The organism is Paenibacillus glycanilyticus, from assembly GCF_051200795.1.
Lineage (GTDB): Bacteria > Bacillota > Bacilli > Paenibacillales > Paenibacillaceae > Pristimantibacillus > Pristimantibacillus glycanilyticus.
The window spans coordinates 4,516,218-4,541,801 of record NZ_CP195155.1 but is presented as its reverse complement, the minus strand read 5'-3'; the positions used below and the strand labels follow the sequence as shown (position 1 = coordinate 4,541,801).

Sequence of the window (25,584 nt, the reverse complement as noted above, 5' to 3'; positions counted from 1 at the left end):
ATTATGAAGCAAGGGGTTATGGATCGAGCTGTGACGCTAAACGACCTGCTTCCCGGCGGCAGCTTTGAAGCCGGAGAAATGAAGAGGAGGCTGGAAGAGTGCGGGCTTCATGCTTATTACTCTTATCCGGCTCTAGCCCTGTTTGGCGTTAGCCTCCCGGAGGCGGATTTATGGTCCCGAAGATACGCCGTGGATGAACTCTACGCGGTCATCAAGCGCCATGGACCGGACAACACCGCAATTTTGCCAGATGACAAGGGAAATGTCGGAGTTCTATTCTCCTGGGACGACCGCGAATCCATCATGAAGTTATACGGCAGCATCTGCAAGCAAGAGCATAGCTTTAACCCTCAATTGATCTCGCTAGGCATCAGCAATCCTACTTCGCAATTATCAAGTCTGCATCATGGATACGAACAAGCCCTCTTCGCCATGAAACACCGATTCTATCAAAACCATTCGCAGCCCATTTACTACAGCAGTATTCCCGAGTATGCAACGGACGCTGAATATCCCCGGGATAAGGAAGACGAGCTTCTGCGTCTCTTGACTAACGATTCCATTACCGAACAATCATTAACCCGGCAAGCGGTAGAGAACTTCTACCGGCAGCTCACTCGCACCGGTCCTCTGCCGGTCAAGAAAGTCGTTGACGCGACGCTTCAGCTGCTGGTCAGCCTGCAGCTTCGGGTCAAATACGAGCTTGGACAGTCCCATTTATGCAACACGCCCGACATGACGGCGCTTATGCAGCTGAATACGCTGGAAGAAATGACGGATGCCGTTTGCCAGGCGATAAAAGGAATGGGAGGAACGCCTTGCAGCGCCGACAGCCTAAATCGCAACCTAATTAAGAAAGCGGTTACATTGATGGAGGAGGAATATGATAAGGCATCCCTGCATTACGTCGCCGATAAAGTATTTATTACTCCCGCCTATTTAAGCTTTCTATTCAAATCGAAAATGGGAGTCACGTTTATCGAGCATCTGACCCGCATCCGAATAACCCATGCCAAAAAACTGCTCAAGCAGACTCATCTGCGAAACTATGAAGTCGCCGAGCGTGTCGGCTACCAGGACTCTCGTTATTTCAGTCAAATTTTCAAAAAGAAGGTAGGTTTGTCGCCAAGCGAATTCCGAGATGCAAATTAACCAGCCTATCCATCATTTCATTGGGGGTTATTTACGAAAATGAAGGAGTGTACAAGGTTATGAAACTAGCCGAGTTTTTCACTTCCCATCCGAACCAGCTATGGCATCTGGCGAAGCAGATGGGCGTCGATTACGCCGTTGGCCCGCTGCCGAAGGAAGATAACGGCATGAAGCCTTGGGATTATATGAACCTGCTGCACATGAAGCAGCGTTACGAGAATCACGGAATCCAGCTGCTTGTTATTGAATCGGCACCGCCAACCAATAAGATTAAGCTTGGCTTGCCGGGACGAGACGAAGAAATTGAATGGATGGGCCAGCTCATATCGAATATGGGCGCTCTTGGCATCCCGGTCTTATGCTACAATTTCATGGCACAGTTCAATTGGTTCCGCACGTCGACAACGACGCGTACGCGCGGCGGAGCGCTTGTGTCGAGCTACGATCATTCCTTGATGCAAAGCGCCCCGCTTACGGAAGCGGGGATCGTAACGGAGGATCAATTATGGAACAACCTGCGATATTACTTGGAGAGAATTGTGCCGATTGCCGAGAAGGCGAAGGTCAAGCTGGCTTTGCATCCCGACGATCCGCCTATAAGCCCGATTCGCGGCGTATCGCGCATTCTCCGGAATAGCGAGGCTTTGCAGCGCGCCATTGATCTCGTACCAAGCGAATACAGCGGAATTACGTTATGCCAAGGCACGCTTGCGACCGCTGGCGAGCATATCCCGGATGTCATCCGCCATTTTGCGAATCGGAACAAGTTATTTTTTGTGCATTTCCGCGACGTCGTGGGCACGCCGGACAAATTCCAGGAGACGTTCCACGATGACGGCAAGACCGATATGTACGAAGCGATGAAAGTGTATTACGAGGTTGGATTCGACGGACCGGCAAGACCGGACCATGTTCCGACAATGGAAGGGGAGGACAATGCGAACCCCGGCTACGAAACGCTTGGACGACTGTATGGCGTAGGGTATATTAAAGGGTTGATGGAGGCTGCCACGGCGGAACGAAGGGCGCTTGCGGGGAACCTGAACGGATAAGCAGGTTTGATAGGGAAGAAGCTATGCAAGCTGCGGCTGCATAGCTTTTTTGTGTTCGAAAGAGCTTTTTAAGGTCGCTTAAGAGTGTAAAAAAACAAACCAATTCATAAATCTATCGCATGTACACATGTAAGCGATTTCAATAGAATGAGCCTTATAGATGCTGTGAGGGGGGATGAACATGAAATGAAGGCTGAAGCTATGAATAAGCCGGCAACGGCAACAAAGCTGCGCTTGACGAAGAAGCTCAAAGGAACCAACGATAACAATCTGGCAGGCTACATTTTCATTTCACCTTGGTTAATAGGCTTTTTATTGCTTACCGCATGGCCAATCATCCAGTCTTTTTATTTGTCCTTTACGGAGTATTCGCTGCTCGAGGCTCCGACCTGGACCGGTACGGATAACTACGCCAACATTTTCACTAACGATAACGATTTCAAGACATCGCTGAAAGTCACCTTTATCTTCGTGTTGTTTTCCGTCCCGCTGAAGCTTTTCTTTTCCTTAATGGTCGCGATGATGCTGAATAAAAATGTGAAGGGCATGAATCTGTACCGGACGGCCATCTATTTCCCTTCTCTCATTGGCGGGAGTATTGCCGTAGCGGCGCTGTGGCGCAACATGTTTAATCTGAACGGTTATTTCAATCATGTGCTTTCCTGGTTCGGCATTCAAGGCGTCGGGTGGATAACGAATCCGCATACCTCGCTTGGGACTCTGATTCTGCTGAATACATGGCAATTCGGCTCTACGATGGTTATCTTCCTGGCCGGGCTGAAGCAGATTCCGGGCGAGCTTTACGAATCGGCGTCGGTTGACGGCGCATCGAAGCTGAGAAAGTTTTTCCACATCACGCTTCCGATGCTGTCGCCGGTCATGTTTTTCAACTTGGTGCTTGGCATTATCGGTTCCTTCCAAATGTTCACCTCCGCGTTTATCGTTACGCAGGGCGGCCCGATCAATTCGACGTATATGTACGCGCTGTTTCTCTACGAGAAGGCGTTTAAGCATTATCAAATGGGATATGCCTCGGCGCTTGCCTGGATTCTGCTCGTAATCGTGGCGCTGATGACCGCCATTAACTTCCTGGTATCGCGCTACTGGGTATTTTATGAGACGGACGGAGGGAAGCAAAAGTGAACAAAGCGCTTAAGAATCATAAGGTTGCCAGCCATCTGCTGCTGATTGCGTTCTCTCTCCTGATGCTTTACCCGGTTATCTGGTGGGTGGGCGCTTCGCTCAAAACCACGGCCGAGATGAGCTCGCCATCTATCTGGCCCAGAGCGCCGATATGGGAAAATTACACCAAGGGCTGGCAATTCTCCCCTGAATTTACGTTTGGACGTTTCTTCGGAAATACGCTGCTTATGGAGTTCTGGAACGTGCTGGGAGGCGTTCTTACAAGCGCGATCGTCGCTTACGGCTTTGCCCGTCTGAACTTTAAGTTTCGCGGTGCGTTATTCTCGATCCTATTGCTTACGATGATGCTGCCGGGACAAGTGACGATTGTGCCGCAGTACATTCTCTACAATAAACTTCAGCTCATGGACAGTTACATACCTTTAGTTCTTCCTCATTTCTTCGGCGGCGGCGCCTTCTTTATCTTTTTGCTCGTGCAATTCATCCGAGGGATTCCGCGGGAGCTGGACGAAGCCGCCAAGATCGACGGTGCTTCCGTCTACGGTATTTTCTATCGGATTGTTTTACCGCTGATTAAGCCTGCCTTGGTGACCGTGGCGATCTTTACGTTTATATGGAGCTGGGACGATTTCTTCGCGCAAATGCTGTACTTGAATTCGGTTGGCAAGTTTACGGTTGGTCTCGCGCTGCGCATGTACGTGGATCAGTTCGAGATCCAATGGGGCAGGCTGCTTGCGATGTCGCTGCTTTCGGTTATGCCGTCCGTCATTTTGTTTTTCTTCGCGCAGAAGCAGTTCGTCGAGGGGATTGCAACGACGGGCTTAAAGGGATAACGGCATGGCGGATCCCGCTTAAAATTACAAGGTAAAGGGGAAAAAAAGATGAAGCGAAGCGTATACAAAGGATTCACTTTATTCATGCTTGCCGCCACACTGGGCTTGTCGGCTTGCGGGAACGGCGGCGCGAACAACGGGGAGGCGAATGCTTCGAACGCTGGCGGCAATGGCGCCTCCAATGCTCCGGTGAAGCTCAAAATCATGTGGCAAGGCGCGGATATCAGGCATCAGGCGATGTTGAAGACGCAGGAGGTCTATACGAAATTAAATCCGTCGGTTACCTTCTCGCCCGAATACATGGCATGGGACGATTATTGGAAAAAGCTTCCGACATTGGCCGCTTCCCATTCGCTGCCGGATGTCCTTCATATGGACGGGGCATACATTCAAGAATACGCGACTAGAGGCACGCTGGAGGATTTATCGGATATCGATCTCACAGGCGTCATCGACGATAAAACGCTCGAAAACTTGAAAATCGGCGGCAAGCTTTACGGCATCCCGATCAGCCGCAATGCGCAAGGCATGGCGTTTAACAAGGAAGCGCTCGAGGCTGCCGGCATCGAACTGCCGAAGAAAGACTGGACGTGGGACGAATATTTCGACTTTGCGAGAAATGCCCGCGCCAAGCTTCCGGATGGCGTCTATCCGATCAGCGACACGGATACGTGGGATTTCTACCAGTATTATCAAATGTCATACGGCAAAGGCCGGATTATTCAAGAGGACGGCAAGAAGTTTAATCTGGACAAAGACCTGTTTATGAAATTCTATGGCATCCATGCGGAATTCCGCGAAAAGAAAATCGTTCCTCCTGCGGACATGGTCAGCGCATTTAAGGAAAACGATCCGCAAGCGGACCCGATGGCAAGCGGCAAAGTGATGACGCGGGGCGCAACGGTTGGTTCGGTAGGAGCGCTTGAGCAGTTAATGCCGGGAAAAATAGACGTCGTCAATCTTCCGGTAGGGCCGGAAGGCGGCGGATGGGCGCAGCCGACTATCTTCCTAAGCGTAAGCACCGACGCCAAGCATAAGGATGCGGCGAAGGCTTTCATCAAATGGTTCGTGACGGATCAGGAAGCCGGCAAAACGTATGGCACGAACTTCGGCATTCCGATCTACGACGAAATCTATGCAGCGCTTGAGCCTACCTTGCAACCGAAGGAGAAGCTGGGCAAGAAATTATACGATACGTCGATTGATAAAGCCATGCCGTTCTCCCCGGCTGCCGCAGGGTGGACGGAATGGGTAGACAACTACAAGAAAACGATGGATGCCGTTATGTACGGCCAGAAATCGATTGAAGATGCCTATAACGAGATTTCCAAGTCGGGCAACGCGATCGCAGAGAAGCAAGCCGCGAAATAATTTTTTTCGAATACGAGTTAACGAAAGGGCGGCTAACCTATCCGGGTTTGCCGCCTTTTCGTTAACATTAGTGGGATTGAGGTGCATATTCCTGTATGATAGACAAGAAGTATTGAAATTTTGGAGGTTTACATGTCCTGGAGCAAAATGAAGCAGCAACTGGAGAGCTTTCTTAGTCCGGCGTTATCGGGGAGGGTCGAATACCGGTCAACCAGCTACCGTTATTTACCCGATAAAGCAGGGCTTTGTTATATAGCCGTAGATAAGAAGAACGTATTTAATATGAATGATGCAACTACATTGATCAGATGGTATCAGACCGAGCAGGAAATCAAGAATGACCCGTTGCTTCAAATTCCGATCAGCAAGGATGAGATTGAAGCCGTCAGAGCGGATACCAAAGGGCTTGTTCCGGAGGATCGTCTAAAGGTTATGGCAAGAGGCAGGAAAATCGGTGAGCTAGCAAAGGAGCTTTTGACGGCGCAGACATCCCTAAGCAAATCGAATTTTGTGGTTATAGCCAATAAATTTTTATCTCTTTCCATTGAAGAGAGCATGGAGAGCAAGGATATCTTATTGAATATCCTTGCGTTGATTGACAGAAGGGTCGGGAAAAAACGGCTTCAAAACATGAGCGACACAATCAAGTTAAAGCATCCCGTCGTTCAGTATTTTTATGAATTACGGCTTAGCGCGATGTGAGTACATGAAGGCATAACAATGGTTTAACCAGTAACCGATTACCGTCTCCTGCGGTAAACGGTTTTTTTTATGGAATCAGAAATAATAAGTGAATAATAAATTTTTAAGATCTTTTTAATACCTGCCTTCTATACTGAATCAAAAGTTGAAGAGAGAAGGGGAATGCACATGAAACATGGTCGTAGCGTATTTGTACCCGCCGTAGTTGTAGCGCTGGCAAGTCTTGCCTTGATCTTCTACGCATTTTTTGGCACGATCCATCAGGGCCCTCCCGGAATAAACCCTGGAGAAAGAGGCAGCGAAGACCTATTCAAGACCATGGGAACGATCGCTGTCTGGTGCGCCGCCATTAGTTACGCGTGGCTGCGATTGAAGCGCAAGCGCAAATCGCCGTCTCCTCTTGTGAAGAAGCTGGTCAAGCTATTTGACCAAGCGCATCGACTTGCCGGATACGCCGTAATCGTCTTAATTGCTGCGCATGGCATCTATTTTTTGACGCAATCGAGAATAAAAGACGACACTTATACAGGTATCGCAGGATTTGCGCTGCTGCTTTCGTTAGGGATCTACGGTTTTCTAATCCGACGCGTCAAGAACAAGCATTTGCGAAAAATTCATTTCTTGCTGGCAACCGCGTTTGCCGTTGTGGCTATTATTCATGCAGGCGGTTCGGCGATTATCGCGATACTCAGCACAATCGTGTTCTGGGGATTGGTCTGGTTGATTGAACGAAGGGCGGCCCAGTCGACCGAGAATAGGGCGGCATAATCTTTCAGTGAACTCACGGCGGGCAGTTACGCTGTGAGTTCCTGGATTTACATATCTTTTGGACGATCTAATTGGTCTTGATAAAAATCAAAATACATTTTCCCATCCGTACCTCTTACAGCGTAAAACACATCGGTAAGAACATGTCCTTTCTTTTGCACAGCCTTTTCGATCATTTCAGTCTTAATATTTGCTTCATGCAAATGTTCGTAAATAAACTTGCCTTCTTTTATGAGTTCCACAGGAACGTTTATTGGTTTTGGCGGATATGCTTTTTCAACATTTAGTAAATGTAAATTAAGATGCCGATATTCTTTCTTTCTCAGAACGGAGAGTTTGCCGCTGTTTTCAAGTAAGGCATACTCAACTTCGGCAATGTCGAAAATCTCCTTCTCCCGGAGCATCTCGTTTAAGGAATCCAGTGTTAATTTGTTTTTCTTCATGTTTTCCTGAAGTAATACTCCTCCATCTACGACGACGGATGGTTTTCCAAATAACCATCTCTCCACATTTCTTCCTTTTAAAGATAAAAGACTAAGCAGCCACGAAGTGACAGTAAACACACCTAGTGAAATGACAAGATGGGATAGAACGATTTTCTCGTTAAACGCAATGTTCGCCGCTATGGCGCCTAGGATAATCGCGGTTACGAAATCATGGCTATTCATGTTTGATAATGTTTGTTTGCCAATCAATCTTGTGATGATTAAAAGGAGGATAAAGGAAGAGATACTCCTTATAAAAATGACATAGTATTCAGACATTTAGCTCCTCCAAAAATTGTATTTAAATTAATTTTTCTTCAAGCGCTTTTATTTATTCAGACACAAAAAAAGACCAGCCTATATGCTGATCTCAAGGTTTGTAGTTTCGTTAGGTTAAAGTCAAAAACTGTCGTCCGTATTCGCCATGATGATGAATGGCGGCATGCTCGATCTGGATGGTCGAGTGGACGATGCCGTATTTCTCCTTCAATAATTCGTTCAAGGCAAGCGTAATGCAATACGGCTGGGTATCCGAATGCGCAAGGACATGGGCGGTTAAGGAATAATGGTCCGTCGATATTGCCCACAGATGCATATCATGCACGTCCAATACTCCTGCTATGCTGCTCAAATCCCGGCGTATCGCCTCCAGATCAAATTGCTCCGGCACAGCCTCCATTAGAATAACGTAAGACTCCCGGATAATTTTTGCGCCGCCGATCGCGATAATGCCGCCGATCACCATGCTTATAAGAGGATCGAATATAAGAATGCCAGTGGCTTTCATCAGAATGGCGGATACGATTACTCCCGCCGAGCTGAGCGTATCGCCTATGAAATGCCATAACGCGCTTTTGACATTCAGGTTTTCTTCTTCTTTCGTGCTTCGGTGAAGCAGCAAGGTGAGTACGACATTCACGACTAATCCGATCACCGCAATGCCAAGCATGAGCCCCATATTTACCGGCTCAGGATGGATTAGCCGCTGAACGCCTTCGTACCAGATGAACACGGCTATAGCCACTAGCGCAAGGCCATTCAAGAAGGAGGCCATAATCTCGAAACGCACGAACCCGAAGGTGTATTTGCTGGTAGGCTGCCGTGATGCCATATAGATGGCGAACATGCTTAAGCTAAGCGCGAGCACATCGGATACCATATGCGCCGAATCGGAGAGCAAAGCAAGCGAGCCGGACAATAAGCCGCCGATTATTTCAATTGCGGTAAAGATTGAGGTTAACGTCAAGGTGAGCCACAGCGTCTTTTTGGATGTGGACTGCTCTTTTACATGCGGAAGATGATGATAATCCCCTTTGTTCATCTCATTCACTCCTTCGCCCTAGATTAGAATTATTATAAATAAGTAATGTAGCTTAAGTATATGCCCTCCATAGCCAAACGTTCAAATGAACATTATATGGATAACGGAAGGAATTCTCATTCTCACAAATTCCTTCTCTATTTTCACAAAAACCTTCTCAACTTTCACATGTACATACAAGTTGCAATGATGTTATACTGTCTACAGACAAGTTAGTTGTACTGGAATTCATACAAATTCATTAATCATAACGGAGGAACAAACATGAGTCTTGATGTGAGAGAGGCTATTAAGAACGGCAAAACGGTACTTGGAATCGAGCTGGGTTCAACCCGGATTAAAGCAGTTCTCATTGGAGAAGACAATACGCCGATTGCATCGGGCAGCCATGACTGGGAGAACAGCTACCTCCATAATATTTGGACGTACAGCCTGGAGGATATTTGGAAGGGCGTTCAAGACAGCTATCGGAAGATGGCGGACGATGTGAAGGAGCGGTATGGCACGGCTTTGCAGACCATTGGCGCTATCGGCTTTAGCGGGATGATGCATGGCTACATGGTGTTTGATCAGGCCGGCAATCAGCTTGTTCCTTTCCGTACATGGAGAAACAATATAACGGAGCAGGCTTCGGCTGAGCTGAGCGAATTGTTTGATTTCCATATTCCCCAGCGCTGGAGCATTGCCCATCTGTATCAAGCCATTCTGAATCAGGAAGCGCATATTTCCGATATTCATTTCCTGACGACGCTGGCGGGTTACATTCATTGGAAATTGACCGGACAGAAAAATCTCGGCGTAGGCGAAGCTTCCGGCGTATTCCCGATTGATATTCATACGGGAAGCTTTAGCGAGGTTATGATTAATCAGTTTAATGAGCGGATTGCGGCAAAAGAGCTTCCTTGGAAGCTTGAGGATATATTGCCTCAAGTATTGGTTGCGGGCGAGCACGCAGGGGTGCTGACTGAAGAAGGCGCGAAGCTTCTGGACGCGACAGGAGAGCTTCAGGCTGGAATTCCGTTCTGTCCGGCAGAAGGGGACGCCGGAACCGGCATGGTTGCAACGAACAGTATCGCGAAGCGCACGGGCAACGTGTCCGCGGGAACTTCGGTATTTGCGATGGTCGTTCTGGAGAAGGAGCTGTCCAAGGCCTATGATGAAATCGACCTCGTTACGACGCCTACCGGCAATCTGGTTGCCATGGCTCACTCCAATAACTGTTCGTCCGATCTGAATGCATGGGTGGGCTTGTTTGACGAATTTGCCAAGGTTATGGGCCTGAATGTTGACGCCAACAAGCTGTACGGTACGCTTTACAATCTGGCACTGCAAGGCGATCCGGACGGCGGCGGACTGCTGGCTTACGGTTACCTCTCGGGCGAGCACATGACGCATTTCGAAGAAGGCCGTCCATTGTTTGTCCGTTCCTCGGAGAGCAACTTCAATCTGGCGAATTTCATGCGCGTTCATCTGTTTACGGCACTTGGAGCGCTTAAGATCGGCATGGATATTCTTCTCAAGCAAGAAGAAGTCAAGCTTGACCAGATCCTTGGTCATGGCGGCTTGTTCAAGACCGAAGGCGTAGGGCAGAAAATTATGGCAGGCGCCCTGAACGTGCCGGTCTCCGTCATGGAGACGGCCGGCGAAGGCGGAGCATGGGGGATTGCCCTGCTTGCTTCATATATGATGAACAAAGCAGAGAACGAGACGCTGGAAGACTTCTTGAATAAGAACGTATTCGCAGGCAAAGCCGGCTCGCAGGTTTCCCCTGATCCGAGGGATGTGGAAGGCTTTGAAGTCTTTATGAAACGGTATAAGACGGGACTTTCCATTGAAAGAGCCGCGGTTGAAAATTTGAAATAAGCCGTTATCTGGAGCATGCGGATAGAAAGAACGATTGGAGCCGGGAGTAGTATTTCCTGGCTCCGATTTGTTAATCTATACTCATATCGCAGAATCGTACAGACAAGCTAGCAAAGGGGCAAGTTCATGAAAGAAAAATCATTGCCGAAATACATTCAGCTCAAGAAAGAAATATTGGTATGGCTGGATACGGGGAAGCTGCAGCCCAATGAGCAGATGCCGTCGGAGAACGAAATATCCGAACAGTTCGGACTAAGCAGGCAAACGGTCCGCCAAACGCTTGGGGAGCTTGAGAAGGAAGGCAGGCTGTACCGCCTGCAGGGAAAGGGGACCTTCGTAGCGGATGCGCGGGAAAGCGAGAGCCGCGTGGAAACTCAGACGATAGGTCTCATAACGACTTATATTTCGGATTATATTTTCCCGCATATCGTCCGGGGGACGGAAGCGGCGATTCGCGCCAAAGGCTACCGGCTGCTGCTCTCCAGCACGGACAACGATAAGGGCAGGGAGCGGGAAAGCCTGTCGATGTTAACCAGCCAGCCGCTTAGCGGCTTGATCATCGAACCAACCAAAAGCGCGGAAGGGAACCCGAATCTCGCTTATTTTCTCGCGCTTAATAACCGGAGAATTCCTTACGTGATGATAAACGCCAGATATCCGGAAATCAGCTGTCCTTCTCTTGTTATTGACGATGAAGAAGGCGGCAGTACGGCTGCGCAGCATTTGCTCGAGCTGGGGCATCGCCGGATTGTCGGATTTTTCAAGACGGATGACCAGCAGGGCGTGCTGCGCCTGAAAGGCTTCATGCGCGCGCATCAGCAGGAAGGCTGCCTGCTTCAGCCGGAATTTGTGGTGGCTTACCGGACGGAGGAGAAAGCGGAGAAGCCGATTGCGGAAGCGGCAAGACTTCTGGACCTTCCCGAAGAGGAACGGCCAACGGCATTTGTCTGCTACAATGACGAGCTGGCTCTGCAGCTGCTTGAGGTTATCCGCCAAGCCGGGTTATCCGTACCGCAGGATGTATCCATTGTTGGATTTGACGACTCCCCGCTTGCGACGGCATCCGAAGTGAAGCTGACAACGCTTGTTCATCCGAAGGCGGAAATGGGTGAGGATGCGGCAAGGCTGTTGTTCGAGCTGATCGAGAGCGGCGGCGCCATGATTCCGGAATCCAAAACCTACAAGCCAAGTCTGATTATTAGAGAATCTACCCGCAGGATGTAATGACAAGTCGTACGTTAAGCTAAAATAAATGTAGAAAACATGTACGTACAAGTGTATAATGACAATGAAAATGAGGATCGACGAAAGGATGAGCAGCATGCTGGAGCGGTTAAAGCAAGAGGTATTGGAAGCCAACTTGGATTTGCCCAAGTATGGTCTTGTTACATTTACCTGGGGGAATGTGAGCGGTATCGATCGGGAAAGCGGCCTTGTGGTCATCAAGCCTAGCGGCGTGCCTTACGATAAGCTGAAGCTCGAGGATCTCGTTGTTGTTGATCTTGAGGGGAATAAGGTGGAGGGCGAGCTTAAGCCATCCTCGGATACTCCAACCCATCTCGTCTTATATAAAGCATTTCCGCAGGTTGGCGGAATCGTGCATACGCATTCTCCTTGGGCAACAAGCTGGGCGCAGGCCGGCAGGGGGATTCCCGCGCTGGGAACCACGCATGCCGATTACTTCTACGGCGAAATTCCGGTTACCCGCGCCATGACGCGCGAGGAGATCGAAAGCGCTTATGAGCTCGAGACCGGGAATGTGATTGTCGAAACGTTTAAGGATAAAGATCCCATGATGATTCCAAGCGTGCTTGTGAACAGCCATGCGCCGTTTAACTGGGGCAAAGATCCGCATGAAGCCGTTCATAATGCGGTAGTGGTGGAAGAAGTCGCGAAGATGGCCCTTCATACTTATAATCTTAATCCAGACATTCAGCCGATGGATCAGGCTTTGCTCGACAAGCATTTTCTCCGGAAGCACGGGGCTAATGCTTATTACGGCCAGACCAAATAACGAAGATGAGAGCCCAAGACAATTTTCTTCTGGTTACAGAAGGGAATTGTCTTTTTTTGCATCCATCGTTCATGAGGCCACACCAAGCCTAGCCTTGTATATTTGAAGCCAAATTAGGAATATTATTCTTACATTGCCATTGGCCCTAGTCTGCGTTCCCGAAAGAATGAGTTAGAGTAATCAAAGGAATGATTAAGGATGTTATCCTCTATTAAATCCCATATTCCGGGATGGAGTGTGTTTTTCCAGGCGCTAATTACTCTTGTCGTTCCCCTATTGATATACCGGATTTATAAGGCGCTGACCTCTTTAGCGGATGATAAGCTGGTCTCTTCAGGCGAGGCTGGCTCTTCTTCGGACGAAAAGCCGACTCATCCCATTTCCGCAAGTTACGATGCCAATATAGACGAAATCAGGAACGCGATTGGGATAAACAGCGACGTTGTGATCCGCGAATTGACGATGGGAGACGCCAAGGTCCGTGCAGCTCTTATATTTGTTAAGGGCATGCAGGAGGATCAATTGCTAAAGATGGAGATTATGAGGATGCTGCGGGATACGGAGCCCGATCATCCTCTCCCGATTATTGAGCGATTGCCGACGAATGCGGCGCATACGATCTCCACGATGGAGGAGCTTACGAAAGCCGTTTTATTCGGCTATTTGGCGCTCATGATTGACGGTCGCGATGAAGGCTTCCTGATTAATCCGCCTAGCGGACCTGCCCGCGATATAACGGAGCCGGTATCCGAATCTCTGCTGCGCGGATCGCGTATTGGCTTTACGGAAGATATAAACGTCAATACCGCCATGCTGAGGAAGCAGGGAGTCACGGAAAACCTGCAAGTCCGAAGCTTTATGGTTGGCCACACGATTCAGAAGGAACTGGCTATCCTTTATTTGGACCAAATCGTTAACCCGGATTTACTCCGGGAGGTTACCGGCCGGATTGAGAAAATAAAGCTCGATTTCGCCGCTGAGTCCGGTTATATCGAACAAATGATCGAGGATAATTATTTAAGCCCTTTCCAGCAAACGCAAAACACGGAGCGTCCCGACCGGGTGATCGCGGCGCTTCTCGAAGGCAGAATCGCGATTTTGCTGGACGGAACGCCGTTTGCGCTTATCGTGCCTGTCACCTTCAGCATGCTCCTGCAGTCTCCGGAGGATTATTTCGAACGCTGGATGCCCGGTTCCTTATTGCGTATTCTCCGCTTTCTGGCGGCCTTTATCGCACTAATGGCGCCATCCTTGTATATTTCCTTTATTTCGTTTCATCCGGGTTTAATCCCGACGGAGCTTGCTTTAACGATTATTGAGACGCGGCAGGGCGTTCCGTTTCCGGCCTTGATCGAGGTTCTGATTCTGGAAATTGCCATTGAAATATTGAGAGAGGCGGGGATTCGGCTGCCTAAGCCGATTGGGCCCGCAATGGGCATCGTTGGCGGTCTTGTTATTGGAGAGGCGGCTGTGAAGGCGGGCATCGTTAGTCCTTTTCTTGTTATCGTAGTTGCGGTCACGGCGATTTCATCCTTTTCGATCCCCATGTACAGCGCCGGGATTACGCTTCGGCTTCTCCGGTTCGTGGCTATGCTGTTTGCTTCGATTTTGGGCATGTTCGGAACCATCTTGTTCTTCTTGCTGATCTGTTGCCATCTGTCCAAATTAAAAAGCTTTGGCGTCCCTTATCTTACCCCGCTAACGCCATTCCGCTGGAGTGACTGGAAGGATTTCTTTGTGCGCGTGCCAATCTTCATGATGAAAAGAAGACCAAAGCTCATGAAAACGATGCAAAACAAACGCAGATAGAATCGAGGGAAAACGATGTCTGCTTCAAAATCATTTCTTGCCCAGGACGACAAAATCACATCCTCGCAAGCGGCGCTGGTATTAAATAATACGATGCTGGGAGCGGGCATCCTGACCCTGCCAAGAAGCGTAAGCGAGACGGTGAAAACGCCGGACAGCTGGCTCTCCGTGCTTTTGGGCGGTCTGGTCGTTATGCTCGTTGTCGTACTGATGGTCAAATTAAGCCTGCGCTTTCCGGGCAAGACCGTCTATCAATACACGCAAATCGTGATTGGCCGTTATCCCGGCATTTTATGGTGCCTGTTATTAGTCCTGTATTACATCGCAATTGCAGGCTTCGAGATCCGCGCGATGTCGGAGGTGACGATGTTCTACCTTCTGGAAGGCACGCCGATATGGGCGATCACGATTCCGTTTATTTGGGTGGGAGCTTATTTGGTTCGCGGAGGCATTAATGCGATTGCGCGGGTTGGTCAGATTATCTTTCCCATCAGCTTGTTTATCTTGATTGTCTCGTATTTGCTAAGTTTAAGACTGTTTCATCTCGATAATCTGAGACCGGTTCTGGGTAATGGGATCTTTCCGGTCATCCAGGGGCTGAAATCAACCGTTCTGGTTTATTCGGGCTGCGAGGTTGTTATGACGCTTGTGGCTAAATTGGAACAACCAAAACAGGCTCTGAAAGCTATGCTGGTCGGCATCTCGATTCCTGCCGGCATTTATTTTATTACCATCATCATGGTTATCGGCGGTTTGTCCGTAGATTCGGCGGTAACGAGTACATGGCCAACGATAGATCTGATCCGGAGCTTCGAGGTTACGGGATTTCTGTTCGAACGTTTCGAGTTCCCGCTAATGGTCATATGGCTGATGCAGATGTTCTGCAACTACAGCAGCTTCTTTTATCATTCTTCCCTGGGAGTGTCGCAATTGTTTAACCTTCCTTACAAGTCGGTTATTTTTGCGCTTGTACCCGTTATCTTTCTTGCGACCATGGTTCCGAAAAATATTAACGAGGTGTTCATACTTGGAGACGACATCGGATACTTTAGCATCTTACTGTTTATATTGTTTCCCGTCACTCTTACGCTTGTTGCTCTTATAAGATCCAAAGGCGGTCCTCAGCATGAGAAGTCTTAAGTTTCTGGCACAGCTGCTTGCCGCTGCCATCCTGATTACACAATCCGGCTGCTGGAGCAGCAATGAGATTGAAGATCTTGCGGTTTACGCGGGCATGGCGTTGGATACGGGCGAGGAAAGCCCGGAAGAAAAGACATTTGAGCAAGAGGGCGGGAGCTATTCCAAGCAAAATAAAATAACAGCGACCGTTCAAATTGTCCCGCTCAAGACGGGGTCCAAGGATGAAGTGAAGGGCAAGACTTCGCCCTATACGAATATTACGGGAACGGGCGATTCCATTCTCGAGATTTTTCGCCAGTTCTCCTTGCGGTTGAATAAGCCGATTATTGGCCATCACTTGAAAATAATCGTAATATCCTCGCAGCTGCTGCAACAAAGAAATATTAAGCAGGTGACCAACTTTATGCTACGGGATAACGATATTCGGCCCAGCGTAAAAATCTTTCTGAGCTCGGGTAAAGCATTGGAGGCTTTAACCATAAAAACGCCCGATGAGGTGCCTTCCTTCTATATTAATGATGTGGTACAGAACCAGTTCCGGACTAGCAAGATTATGGACGCCGTGCTGCTGACGGATCTGGATGCCATGATGCATTCCAAGCAAAGCTTTATCCTTCAGAATATTATTCAGGCCAAAAAACATATCGAATTCTCCGGAGCCGGCATTATCAAAGGGGATACCGGACGCTGGATCGGGAATTTGACGCAGGAAGACGTGGAATGCATCGACTGGCTGACCAACCAAGGGGATAGCGGAACAATCAAAACCTACGACGAGCAAGGTAATCCCATCACTTACGAGATGAAAGCCATGAAAACCCGCATCCGGGTAGAGTCGGATCAAGACAATCAGCTTACCTTCCAAGTCCATGTTGAAACCAAGGGCAGAATCAGCGAGGATTGGGATATGCAGGGGAACCCAGCCTTGAGGTCCTACCAGAAAGAGATAGAGAAGTTGTTCAAGAGCAAGCTGACGAGCATGATCGAACATCTGCTGAGCGCCATGCAGAACCGTTATAAGGTAGATGTAGCCAAGTTCTGCCAAGCTGTGAGGATTCAGAAGCCGGGATTATGGAAAGAGGTCAAGTCCAACTGGGATGAAGCGTTTAGCGCTTCGAAAATCAATTTGGATATCGACCTGCAAATAACGGATTTTGGTTCTACGACAAAATAGACGACAGCGCCGCCTCCCGCGCGGCGTTGTGGGCTAGCCGATGCAGGTGATTGTTTTTCTTATGCTTGCTTATGTATTTAATCTGAAGGTTAATGTCCGGAAATTTGCGATTAAACCTGTCCAAGGCGGCTGTCAGCTCGTTTCTTGCGGATGCGTTTCGGGATTGCGGGCGGGTTGGCTGTGCAAGCAAATGAGAGATGCGGATACAGTCGGTGTAAACGACGGCGATTTTAGGTGGATGCTCCAGCTCTGCATAAGCGGCAGTCAGGGTATCCAGGCTGAAAATAATCGCCAATACCTCGCCATAGTTCGAACCGTAATCCTTGGAAATCGGCAGCTTCTTGGCGGATAAACGGATCCTCCGGTTAAAAACGGTACAGCAAGCAGCGCCGTAAGCGTTATGCGCGGCGAAGCCCGCGTAATCGCAATAAAGGAACATGGTTCCCTTATTTAAGAGGTATTGTCTTAATTGGGGACTCGCATAAGCTTTTTTGACCAGCAGATTATTGCTTAAATCCATGCGTGCATCTCCTATGAATATAGTACGGGGTAAGGGGATTCTAAAGGTATTCGATCAGCATTTACCGATCGTTCTTTTTTTAAACCTTATCACGTCTGCTTGATTGCCGATAAAAAAGACTGCTCCCAAATCGGAGAACAGTCTTTTTTTGCTTTGTTAGACCGGTCTAACGGTATCCCGGATAATCAGACTGGTAGGCAGCATGACCTTTTTGTTCCCATAGGAATTTCCTTCGCTGATTTCAAGCAGCAGCTTGGCGCTTTCGTAACCCAGCACGTCAAAATACTGCTTCACCGTACTTAGAGCGACCTTGGCGAACTTGGAGCTTTCGAAATCGTCAAAGCCCATTAGCGAAATTTGATCCGGAATCCGGATTCCCCGGCTGGTCAGCTGCTCGAGTACTTCAAGGGCGCGTTTGTCATTCGTGCAAAAGAGGGCGGTTATCTCTCCCTCGTGAATTTGCCTCGCGAGCGTATCGTAATCCAGTTCCTTCTCCAGATAGAGAAGCTTCTTGTTAATGGGCAGGGAAGCGTTAGTCATTGCGTTATTATAGCCGTTGTAACGGTCTACCTCCGGACTGAGGTGGAAATCGTAAGCGGCAAATCCGATCTGCTTATGACCGTTCCGGATTAAATATTCAACGGCTTCATAGGCGCCGTCGTGATTGTTGCAAGTCACGACGTTAACCGGATAACCTGCCGGGGAGCGGTCAAGCATAACGAATGGAATCGATTTCTTCCGAATGTCATTCAGATAGCTTTTCGCCGCAACCGGATCCGAGGAGTAAATAAGAAGCCCCCTGATATCGGATAGGATTAACCGTAAAATAAGCTCGCGTTCCTGTTCGAAATCGTTTTCCACGAATTCAATGATCAATTTGCAGTCATGCTTGCCGAGGAAGGATTGAATGCCCTTCATAATCTGCATATAGGAGCTGTCGTACATTTCAACGCCGGAGATAACAAAGGCAACGAGATTGGAAGCCTTCTCGGCTACGGCGGTTTGGCCGGCGGCCACAAAGCTTCCTTTTCCCCGAACGCGGTAAATCACTCCTTCGTTCACGAGCTCGGATAGCGCCTTTCTAACCGTAATGGAGCTTACATTTAACATCTTGGAAAATTCCGATTCGCTTGGGATGCGGTCATCCTTGGAAATTTCCTGATTCTCGATTTGCGCCAACACGTAATCCTTCACGATTTGGTACTTCGGTAGTCCTGGCTCTTTTTCACTCATTATTGAGTCACCTCATAACAACATTTCTTTGATTATAACCTAACTTAGGTTATATTGGTATACTAACTTTTCGCGGCATAAAAAATATGACGAGCATACTGGCCAGGAATTGATTTGCGGAGTAGGAAGATGCTCCTATTTACACAAAAAAGGTTTGAAAAATTTAGGAGTTCGTATTACTATAGGTTCAAAGATAGTGTGTGAACTTGTCGTGCTTAGCATAATAAGTTAAATGAGAAAACGACAAGAATCGTTGGGAGGTTAGGATAAAGAAGCTAATATTCGGTTTATGTAAGCGCTTAATCAAAAGATTGGTAAATGAAAGTACTATAAATTAACGACAGGAAGTCTGGAAATACAGGACACTTCTACTGTGTTTCTCGCTTCTTCGTATACTTACCTACTACATGGATATCTACTAGGAGGAATATTTTCATGAATAATAACCTAACATCCGGCAATCCCGTATTTCCCGGCTGGTATGCCGATCCTGAAGCAAGAATCTTCGAAGGGCGGTATTGGATTTATCCGACTTATTCGGCTCTTTACGAAGAACAGCTTTATCTGGATGCCTTCCATTCCGGCGATCTGGTCAACTGGACCAAGGTTGAACGGGTATTGGACGAGAAGGATTTCCAGTGGGCGCATAAAGCGGTATGGGCGCCTTCGCCAATTGAGAGCAACGGAAAATATTATATCTATTTCTCCGCGAACGATATTCAAAGCAATGATGAGCTTGGAGGCATTGGCGTCGGAGTTGCTGACCGGCCGGAGGGACCGTTCCTCGATGCGATCGGCAAGCCTCTAATTGACCGGTTCCACCATGGCGCGCAGCCTATCGATCCGCATGTTTTTCGGGATGAAGACGGTCAGGTATACCTGTACTACGGAGGCTGGGGACATTGCAACGTCGTTCGTCTCGGCGAGGATATGATCAGCCTGCTTCCTTTCGAGGACGGAACCGTCTATCGGGAAGTGACGCCGAAAGACTATGTGGAAGGCCCGTGCATGATCAAGCGGAACGGCCAGTATGTCTTCATGTGGGCGGAAGGCGGATGGGGCGGCCCTCATTATCGGGTAGCTTACGCGCTTGCGGAATCGCCGCTTGGTCCATTCGAGAGAATCGATACCATCTTGCAGCAGGATCCGGAAGTGGCAACCGGGGCAGGACATCACGGATATCTTCAAATCCCGGATACGGACGAATATTATATCGTTTACCATAGACGCCCGTTGACCGAAACGGCTGCGAACCACCGCGTGGTGTGCATCGATAAGCTTACCTTTAATGAAGATAATACGATTCGTCCCGTGAAAATCAGCTTTGAAGGTGTTGCGGCCCGTAAACTTTAATCTGCGGACAGGTGATCAAATGGATCCATCGAAAAAGGCTTATTTCGTAGACGGCTATCATGGCGGAATCAAAGGCCATATGCCATTAGGGTCATGGGCGGATGTAATCCGCCGGCTGGAGCAGAATCCGGATTGGAAGCTTTCCCTGGATATCGAACCGATCTCCTGGGAAGCGCTGCGACGTACGGATCCGCATTCCTATGACGCAATCAAACAGCATCTGCAAAGCCATGCCGGGCGCGTTGAAATGGTGGCGGGCAGCTACGCCCAGCCCTACGGCTGGGTCATTGGCGGCGAAAGCAATATTCGCCAGCTCATACGCGGCAGAGAAATCATCCGGGAGCATTTTCCCGAGACTGTTGTCGATACCTATGCTTCTCAAGAGCCTTGCTGGAGCAGCAGTTACCCTCAAATTCTCCGTTCGCTTGGCTATAAGCGCGCCGTGCTTAAGAATCCGGGAACGGGCTGGGGCGGCTATGCTTCCGGCATCAATCACGAAACGGTGCTATGGGTTGGCCCGGACGGGACGTCCATCCCTTGCGTGCCAAGATACGAATGCGAGGAGCTTCTAAACTGCTGGGAGTCGGAAGCGGGTTACATGAAGCCTGAATTCGTGGAGAAATGCAAGGCATACGGGATTGCGCATCCGGCAGGCAGCTTCCTTCAGGATCTGGGCTGGATGGCCAGGCCGTGGCTGAATGAGGATTACATTCAATTTACGACCTGGCGCGAATACATAGAGGAGATTGCCGCCAAACCGGCGGAAGCCTGGTATTTCACCCAAGAGGATATCCGCTGCACGCTGCCATGGGGAGAAGGGACGCTTCAGCGGATGTCACGTGAGGTCCGGGCTGCGGAGCAGGCGGTTGTATTGGCGGAGAAGCTGGCTTCCCTCTCAAGCGTGACGGGGGATTTCGCTTATCCGAAGGAGAAGCTGCGTGAGGCTTGGGATCAGCTCCTGCTGTCCCAGCATCATGATGCCTGGATCTGTGCCACAACAAGAACCGGACGGGAGAAGTGGGCATGGCAGGCCGGAACGCAAAGCTGGCTGGCGGAGGAGATTGCGGGCGATATCCGCTTCCTGGCGATGAGCGGCATGGTTCAGGAACCGCAAGACGAAATTGAGCCTCAGACGTATGGCGTCCGTGTATTTAATACTTCGGGCATTGCCCGCAAAGAACTAACCGAGATCGAGGTTCCGGGAGCTGGAGGATCCGCTCTGATTCGGGTCTTGGACGCCGATGGAAGGGGCGTTCCCAGCCAGTTGGTTCCGACGAGAGTATCTCAGGAGGACGGCAGCGTTTTTGCCGGCAAGCTGCTTTTTGAGGCGGAGACGCCTGCCATGGGTTATCGGGATTATAAGCTTGAATACGTGAAGCGGGAGGACGCGGAAGCTGCGGGCAAACAGCCGGAGGATAATGCTGCGTCTGTTCAAATCCATGGCGATTATGCCATTCTGACGACCGATTTGTACAGGATCGGAATCGATGCCAAGCACGGCGGAGTAATCACGGAGCTATACGACTTAACGAATAACCGGCCGTTGATCGCTCCTGGCCGCCCGTTTAATGAGTTAACCGGCTATCTGATCGAGGAAGGGCGTTGGGGCAGCAGCATGGAATCGCCGGTTGCGTTGAAAGTCGTAGAGAACGGTCCGCTTCGGGTCTCCGTCGAGATGAACGGCCAATTTGCGGGTACCGGCTTTGTTATGACTTTATCGGCAGCCAAAGGCCTGCGCAGGATCGATTTCCATGCGCGTTTCCTCTACGAGAGAGACACATGGATTGGCGACCCTTGGGAAATGGCGCCGGAGAACCGCAGTACCGAGCGGCGGAAGTCCCATCATAATACCCGCTATAAGCTGCAGGCGCGTTTTCCGGCTGCTTTTGGCGAGGGAAAGCTGTATAAGAATTCCGCCTTTGACGTAACCGAAAGCCGCCATTCGGATACGCGGTATGAACGTTGGGATGAGATTAAACACAATATCATCCTGAACTGGGTGGATATTTACGATGAGCAGAGCAATCGCGGACTAGCCATATTCTCCGATCATACGACGGATTATTCGCATGGCGATCATGACCCGCTCGCGTTAACGCTGGGCTGGGGCGCGGAAGGCGGCTTCTGGTGGGGGAAACGTCCGCTTCGGGATGCGCAGGAGATGCGGTATGCGATTCTGCCTCATGAAGATCGTTGGGATCGTGCCGGAATTGCGCAAGAGTCCGAACGTTGGACGCAGCCTCTGCAGCCGATGCTTATACGTTGGTCCAATCGTACGCCGAAATCGCTGTCCTTGCTGCAAGTGTCGGTGCCCTCTATTGAAATTATTTCCTTGCAGCGCGACGGAGAAGACTTGCTTGTCAGGCTGTACAATTCGGGAACGGAAGACTCTGCTTTCTCGTTTGTTATCAAGGCGGAATCGAGCGGCATTTCGGCCGTTGAGCTTGACGGCAAGCACAAGGAAAGATTGCAGCATGGCCAATTGCCTAACGGCGGTTCCGAAGTCGGAATGACATTGCCCCGTCATGGTCTAGCTACGCTTCGGATTTCCGATATTCGTTACAACAAAGACGAAACCATGGGATGTGAAACTGGAATTGAATACGAGAAAAGAAATTCAATATCAGATTGAGAAGCTTCTGAGGGTTAAGCGGGACTTTATTTATAAGAAATTATCAATCGTTGAATTTACGCACTTTGTTACCGGAGAACGTCTTTCTTATTCCGATATCAGTTCCCAGTCTTTCGAGCCGATAAACGCCGGGGACCGATGGGGGAGCAGCTGGATGTATGCTTGGCTTCGCAGCAGCTTTGTTGCGCCTGTTGGGACGGAAGGCAAGCGGTTGGTTGTGCTCGCGGACTTTGGCTCCGAAGCAACTTTGTACGTGAACGGGATTGTAAGCGGTGCGCTCGATTTGCAGCATCATGATGTGACCATAACCCGTCTTGCTCGCGAAGGCGAGCGCTTCGAGCTTGCCGCCGAAGCTTATGCCGGCCACTCCGGTCATCAGCCGGTATTCGGCGAATCGTATTTGTGCCGGTTCGAAGAGGAGGTTTATCAATTCTTCATCGATCTGGAATGCTTGTGGCAGGTCCTTCAGAATACGGATGCGAACTCCCTTCGGGCAGCCGAAATTAACCGTTGTCTAACGGATGTCATTGCCGTCCTTGATCTCGGGCTTCGGGACCTGGAGCTGATAGAGAACGTTAACGGCTGCCGCAAAAGGATGGAGCCGCTTCTCGCTTGCGTAAACGGATCCACTTCTCCGCTGCTGTATTTGATGGGCCAGTCCCATCTTGATATTGCCTGGCTGTGGCCAATTGAGGAGACGAAGCGTAAAATTGCCCGAACGATGTCCAATCAGCTTGCGTTAATGGACGAATATCCGGAATATACGTACACCCAAAGCCAGCCGTATTTATTCCGGATCGTGAAGGAGCTTTATCCGGAGCTCTATTCCCGCATCAAGCAGAGAGTGGCGGAAGGGCGAATCATCCCGGAAGGCGGCATGTGGGTCGAATCGGATACGAATCTGGCAGGCGGGGAGAGCTTGATCCGCCAGTTCCTTCACGGCAAGCGGTTCTTCATGGAGGAGTTCGGCAAGGGCAACGAGATGCTGTGGCTGCCCGATGTGTTCGGTTATTCCGGCAATATGCCGCAGATTATGAAGGGCTGCGGGATAAATTATTTTGCTTCCGTCAAAATGTTCCAGACTTACGAGAATGCCGTAGATCCGTTCCCTTACAACACGTTTATATGGGAGGGGATCGACGGGTCGGAGATTCTGACTCATCTTCTTGATTATGGCGATTTCCCGATCCGGGTGAATCCGTCATTCCTGATCGGGCAGTGGAACGATCGCGTGCAAAAGGACGGCATTGCAACCCGGCTTGTCCAATACGGGCATGGGGACGGCGGGGGCGGCGCGAACCGGGATGATCTCGAGTTTCTGCGCAGGCTCGATAATCTGGAAGGCGTTCCGCGGACAAGACAAAGCTCGCCGATCGATTATTTTGAAGACCAGCAAGCAAGAGGCGTTCCGGATGCGAGATATGTAGGCGAGCTGTATTATCCGGCGCATCGCGGAACCTATACGACGCAAGCGAAGCTGAAGCGGTTAAACCGGAAGACGGAGATCGGATTCCGCGAATACGAGCTTTGGGCCGCTGCCGCACAACGCCTCCGGACGAAGCCGTATCCCTATGAGAAGATGGATGGCTTGTGGAAGCAGCTTCTGCTGCATCACTTCCATGATATTCTGCCGGGAACCTCCATTCACCGGGTTCACGAAGAAGCGCAGGCGGAGCTGCTTAAGCTGCACGAAACGATTTACGAAATGGCCGACGAGGCTAAAGCTACGCTTGTTGAGTCTGATCGTGAAGGTGTTACCGTATTTAACCCTCTGTCCTGGAATCGAACCGAGCTGGTTGCGTTGCCCGCAGGGGTTGCTGCGGTTGCGGACCGTTCCGGTCAACCGGTACCCGTGCAATGGCAGGACGGGGTTGGTTATGCCCGGCTTGAGACGCCATCCTTGGGATGGGCGGCTTACGTAGCTATCGAGAATAGCCAACCGGAGCTTGTGGTTTCTCAATCCAAGGTGTCGGCCACAGCTTCGCGGCTGGAAAATGAATTTATGACAATAGCGATAAACGGTACGGGAGAAATCACCAGTATCGTTGATAAGCAGACAGGCGTTGAGTGGGCAGCCGGTTCCTGCAATACGCTTGCGATGTACCGCGACCAGCCGTCTGCCTTTGACGCATGGGAGATTGACCGCCGCTATCAGGCTTCCAAGGTTGAACTGGAGGAGCAGGCGGAAATAACGGTTACCGCAAGCGGCCCGCTTTTTGCCAACGTTCGCGTCCGGCGTAAGCTCAACCGGTCGACGGTAGTGCAGGATATCCGAATCGAAGCGGGCAGCCGAAGGGTTGAATTCCGAACGACGGTTGAATGGCAGGAGAAGAACAAAATGCTGCGCGTTGATTTTCCGGTCCGGCTGCACGCCAATGAGTCGATGCAGGAAATCCAGTTCGGTTACGTACGCAGACCTAATCACGCCTCCAGGCCGCATGATGCGGACCGGTTCGAGGTAAGCCAGCATAAATGGACGGCGCTAGCCGAGACGGGACGCGGGTTTGCGCTGCTGAACGACTGCAAATACGGAATAGCCGTCAAGGGAAATACGTTAAGCATGACGCTTCTTCGCTCGCCGTCTTATCCGGACGAAACCTCCGATCAAGGAACGCATGAATTTACTTATGCTTTCTTGTTCTGGGAAGGAGCCTTTAGGGAAAGCCGGGTAATCCAGGAGGCTTACGAGCTTAATTATCCGGTTAGCGCCTTGAGCGGTGCAGACCGCCATGATCAGCAATCCCTTTTGCGGATCGATCAGCCGGGTGTTCTCGCGGAGACGGTTAAGCTGGCCGAAGACGGGTCCGGAGATTGGATTGTGCGCCTGTACGAGAGCACGGGTTCCGCCGTTTCCTGCGGTATCCGCGCCGGGTTGTCCTATTCCGCCGCGTTTGAGACCGATATGCTGGAAGTTAACCAAGCGGAGCTGCCGGTTGCCGATGAGCTTATTAACCTGCATTTCCGGCCATTTGAAGTCAAGACCATCCGTCTTGCGCAAAAATAAGGAGGTAGCGTATTT

The 25,584-nt window shown here is 49.9% G+C and carries 20 protein-coding genes; 16 read left to right on the top strand and 4 right to left on the bottom strand.

Translation table 11 applies throughout. The annotated features are described in order from the left end of the window. Positions 1-3 precede the first annotated feature (3 nt). The 7 genes from ACR9FF_RS20675 (at position 4) to ACR9FF_RS20645 (ending at position 7,021) form a co-directional block, all read left to right on the top strand. On the top strand, positions 4-1,152 hold the full coding sequence (locus tag ACR9FF_RS20675; RefSeq protein WP_435164351.1) for a helix-turn-helix domain-containing protein: 1,149 nt from the start codon (positions 4-6) through the stop codon (positions 1,150-1,152). 59 nt (positions 1,153-1,211) lie between these two features. After that, on the top strand, positions 1,212-2,204 hold the full coding sequence (locus ACR9FF_RS20670; RefSeq protein ID WP_127490637.1) for a mannonate dehydratase: 993 nt from the start codon (positions 1,212-1,214) through the stop codon (positions 2,202-2,204). 186 nt (positions 2,205-2,390) lie between these two features. Next, complete coding sequence (locus tag ACR9FF_RS20665) at positions 2,391-3,347, top strand: carbohydrate ABC transporter permease (RefSeq protein WP_127490636.1); 957 nt, start codon at positions 2,391-2,393, stop codon at positions 3,345-3,347. Continuing rightward, on the top strand, positions 3,344-4,180 hold the full coding sequence (locus tag ACR9FF_RS20660; protein ID WP_201002108.1) for a carbohydrate ABC transporter permease: 837 nt from the start codon (positions 3,344-3,346) through the stop codon (positions 4,178-4,180). The genes ACR9FF_RS20665 and ACR9FF_RS20660 overlap by 4 nt, the downstream gene beginning before the upstream one ends. A gap of 48 nt (positions 4,181-4,228) precedes the next feature. Next, positions 4,229-5,551, top strand: coding sequence for an ABC transporter substrate-binding protein (locus tag ACR9FF_RS20655; RefSeq protein WP_127490634.1), 1,323 nt, complete (start codon positions 4,229-4,231; stop codon positions 5,549-5,551). 132 nt (positions 5,552-5,683) lie between these two features. After that, complete coding sequence (locus ACR9FF_RS20650) at positions 5,684-6,253, top strand: SF0329 family protein (RefSeq protein ID WP_201002103.1); 570 nt, start codon at positions 5,684-5,686, stop codon at positions 6,251-6,253. 168 nt (positions 6,254-6,421) lie between these two features. After that, positions 6,422-7,021 carry a hypothetical protein gene (locus tag ACR9FF_RS20645; RefSeq protein WP_435164347.1) on the top strand — a complete coding sequence of 200 codons (600 nt, stop codon included), beginning with the start codon at positions 6,422-6,424 and terminating at the stop codon, positions 7,019-7,021. Between the two features lie 47 nt (positions 7,022-7,068). Here ACR9FF_RS20645 and ACR9FF_RS20640 read toward each other — a convergent pair whose 3' ends face one another. Continuing rightward, complete coding sequence (locus ACR9FF_RS20640; RefSeq protein ID WP_127490631.1) at positions 7,069-7,785, bottom strand: DUF421 domain-containing protein; 717 nt, start codon at positions 7,783-7,785, stop codon at positions 7,069-7,071. 109 nt (positions 7,786-7,894) lie between these two features. After that, on the bottom strand, positions 7,895-8,827 hold the full coding sequence (locus ACR9FF_RS20635) for a cation diffusion facilitator family transporter (RefSeq protein ID WP_127490630.1): 933 nt from the start codon (positions 8,825-8,827) through the stop codon (positions 7,895-7,897). A gap of 264 nt (positions 8,828-9,091) precedes the next feature. Here ACR9FF_RS20635 and ACR9FF_RS20630 point away from each other — a divergent pair, with 264 nt between their 5' ends. The 6 genes from ACR9FF_RS20630 (at position 9,092) to ACR9FF_RS20605 (ending at position 16,827) form a co-directional block, all read left to right on the top strand. Continuing rightward, the gene (locus tag ACR9FF_RS20630) at positions 9,092-10,690 is read left to right on the top strand and encodes a xylulokinase (RefSeq protein ID WP_435164344.1); all 1,599 of its coding nucleotides are present in this window, start codon (positions 9,092-9,094) and stop codon (positions 10,688-10,690) included. Positions 10,691-10,816: 126 nt separating this feature from the next. Then, a complete protein-coding gene (locus tag ACR9FF_RS20625; protein ID WP_127490628.1) occupies positions 10,817-11,914 on the top strand; it encodes a GntR family transcriptional regulator in 1,098 nt (365 codons plus the stop codon). Positions 11,915-12,011: 97 nt separating this feature from the next. Next, on the top strand, positions 12,012-12,704 hold the full coding sequence (gene araD / locus ACR9FF_RS20620; RefSeq protein WP_127490761.1) for an L-ribulose-5-phosphate 4-epimerase: 693 nt from the start codon (positions 12,012-12,014) through the stop codon (positions 12,702-12,704). Positions 12,705-12,902: 198 nt separating this feature from the next. Further along, entirely contained in the window at positions 12,903-14,513 is a 1,611-nt protein-coding gene (locus ACR9FF_RS20615) for a spore germination protein (RefSeq protein ID WP_435164342.1), read from the top strand. 15 nt (positions 14,514-14,528) lie between these two features. Then, positions 14,529-15,653 (top strand): GerAB/ArcD/ProY family transporter, encoded by a 1,125-nt coding sequence (locus ACR9FF_RS20610; RefSeq protein ID WP_435164340.1) that lies wholly within the window; start codon positions 14,529-14,531, stop codon positions 15,651-15,653. Beyond that, positions 15,640-16,827, top strand: coding sequence for a Ger(x)C family spore germination protein (locus tag ACR9FF_RS20605; protein WP_435164338.1), 1,188 nt, complete (start codon positions 15,640-15,642; stop codon positions 16,825-16,827). The genes ACR9FF_RS20610 and ACR9FF_RS20605 overlap by 14 nt, the downstream gene beginning before the upstream one ends. On the opposite strand, the gene ACR9FF_RS20600 is transcribed toward ACR9FF_RS20605, so the two are convergent. Together ACR9FF_RS20600 and ACR9FF_RS20595 are read right to left on the bottom strand one after the other, a co-directional pair. Next, on the bottom strand, positions 16,814-17,347 hold the full coding sequence (locus tag ACR9FF_RS20600; protein ID WP_435164336.1) for a hypothetical protein: 534 nt from the start codon (positions 17,345-17,347) through the stop codon (positions 16,814-16,816). The two genes, ACR9FF_RS20605 and ACR9FF_RS20600, sit on opposite strands and share 14 nt — an antisense overlap. A gap of 156 nt (positions 17,348-17,503) precedes the next feature. Beyond that, complete coding sequence (locus ACR9FF_RS20595; protein ID WP_435164334.1) at positions 17,504-18,580, bottom strand: GntR family transcriptional regulator; 1,077 nt, start codon at positions 18,578-18,580, stop codon at positions 17,504-17,506. A 435-nt stretch (positions 18,581-19,015) separates the two neighbouring features. Between ACR9FF_RS20595 and ACR9FF_RS20590 the strand changes: the two genes are divergently transcribed. From ACR9FF_RS20590 to ACR9FF_RS20580, 3 genes are read left to right on the top strand one after another with little or no spacing between them, the layout of a single operon-like run. Continuing rightward, the gene (locus ACR9FF_RS20590) at positions 19,016-19,933 is read left to right on the top strand and encodes a glycoside hydrolase family 43 protein (RefSeq protein WP_435164332.1); all 918 of its coding nucleotides are present in this window, start codon (positions 19,016-19,018) and stop codon (positions 19,931-19,933) included. A gap of 19 nt (positions 19,934-19,952) precedes the next feature. Continuing rightward, positions 19,953-22,565, top strand: coding sequence for a hypothetical protein (locus tag ACR9FF_RS20585; RefSeq protein ID WP_435164330.1), 2,613 nt, complete (start codon positions 19,953-19,955; stop codon positions 22,563-22,565). After that, complete coding sequence (locus ACR9FF_RS20580) at positions 22,531-25,569, top strand: alpha-mannosidase (RefSeq protein ID WP_435164328.1); 3,039 nt, start codon at positions 22,531-22,533, stop codon at positions 25,567-25,569. The genes ACR9FF_RS20585 and ACR9FF_RS20580 overlap by 35 nt, the downstream gene beginning before the upstream one ends. The last annotated feature ends 15 nt before the right edge of the window (positions 25,570-25,584 follow it).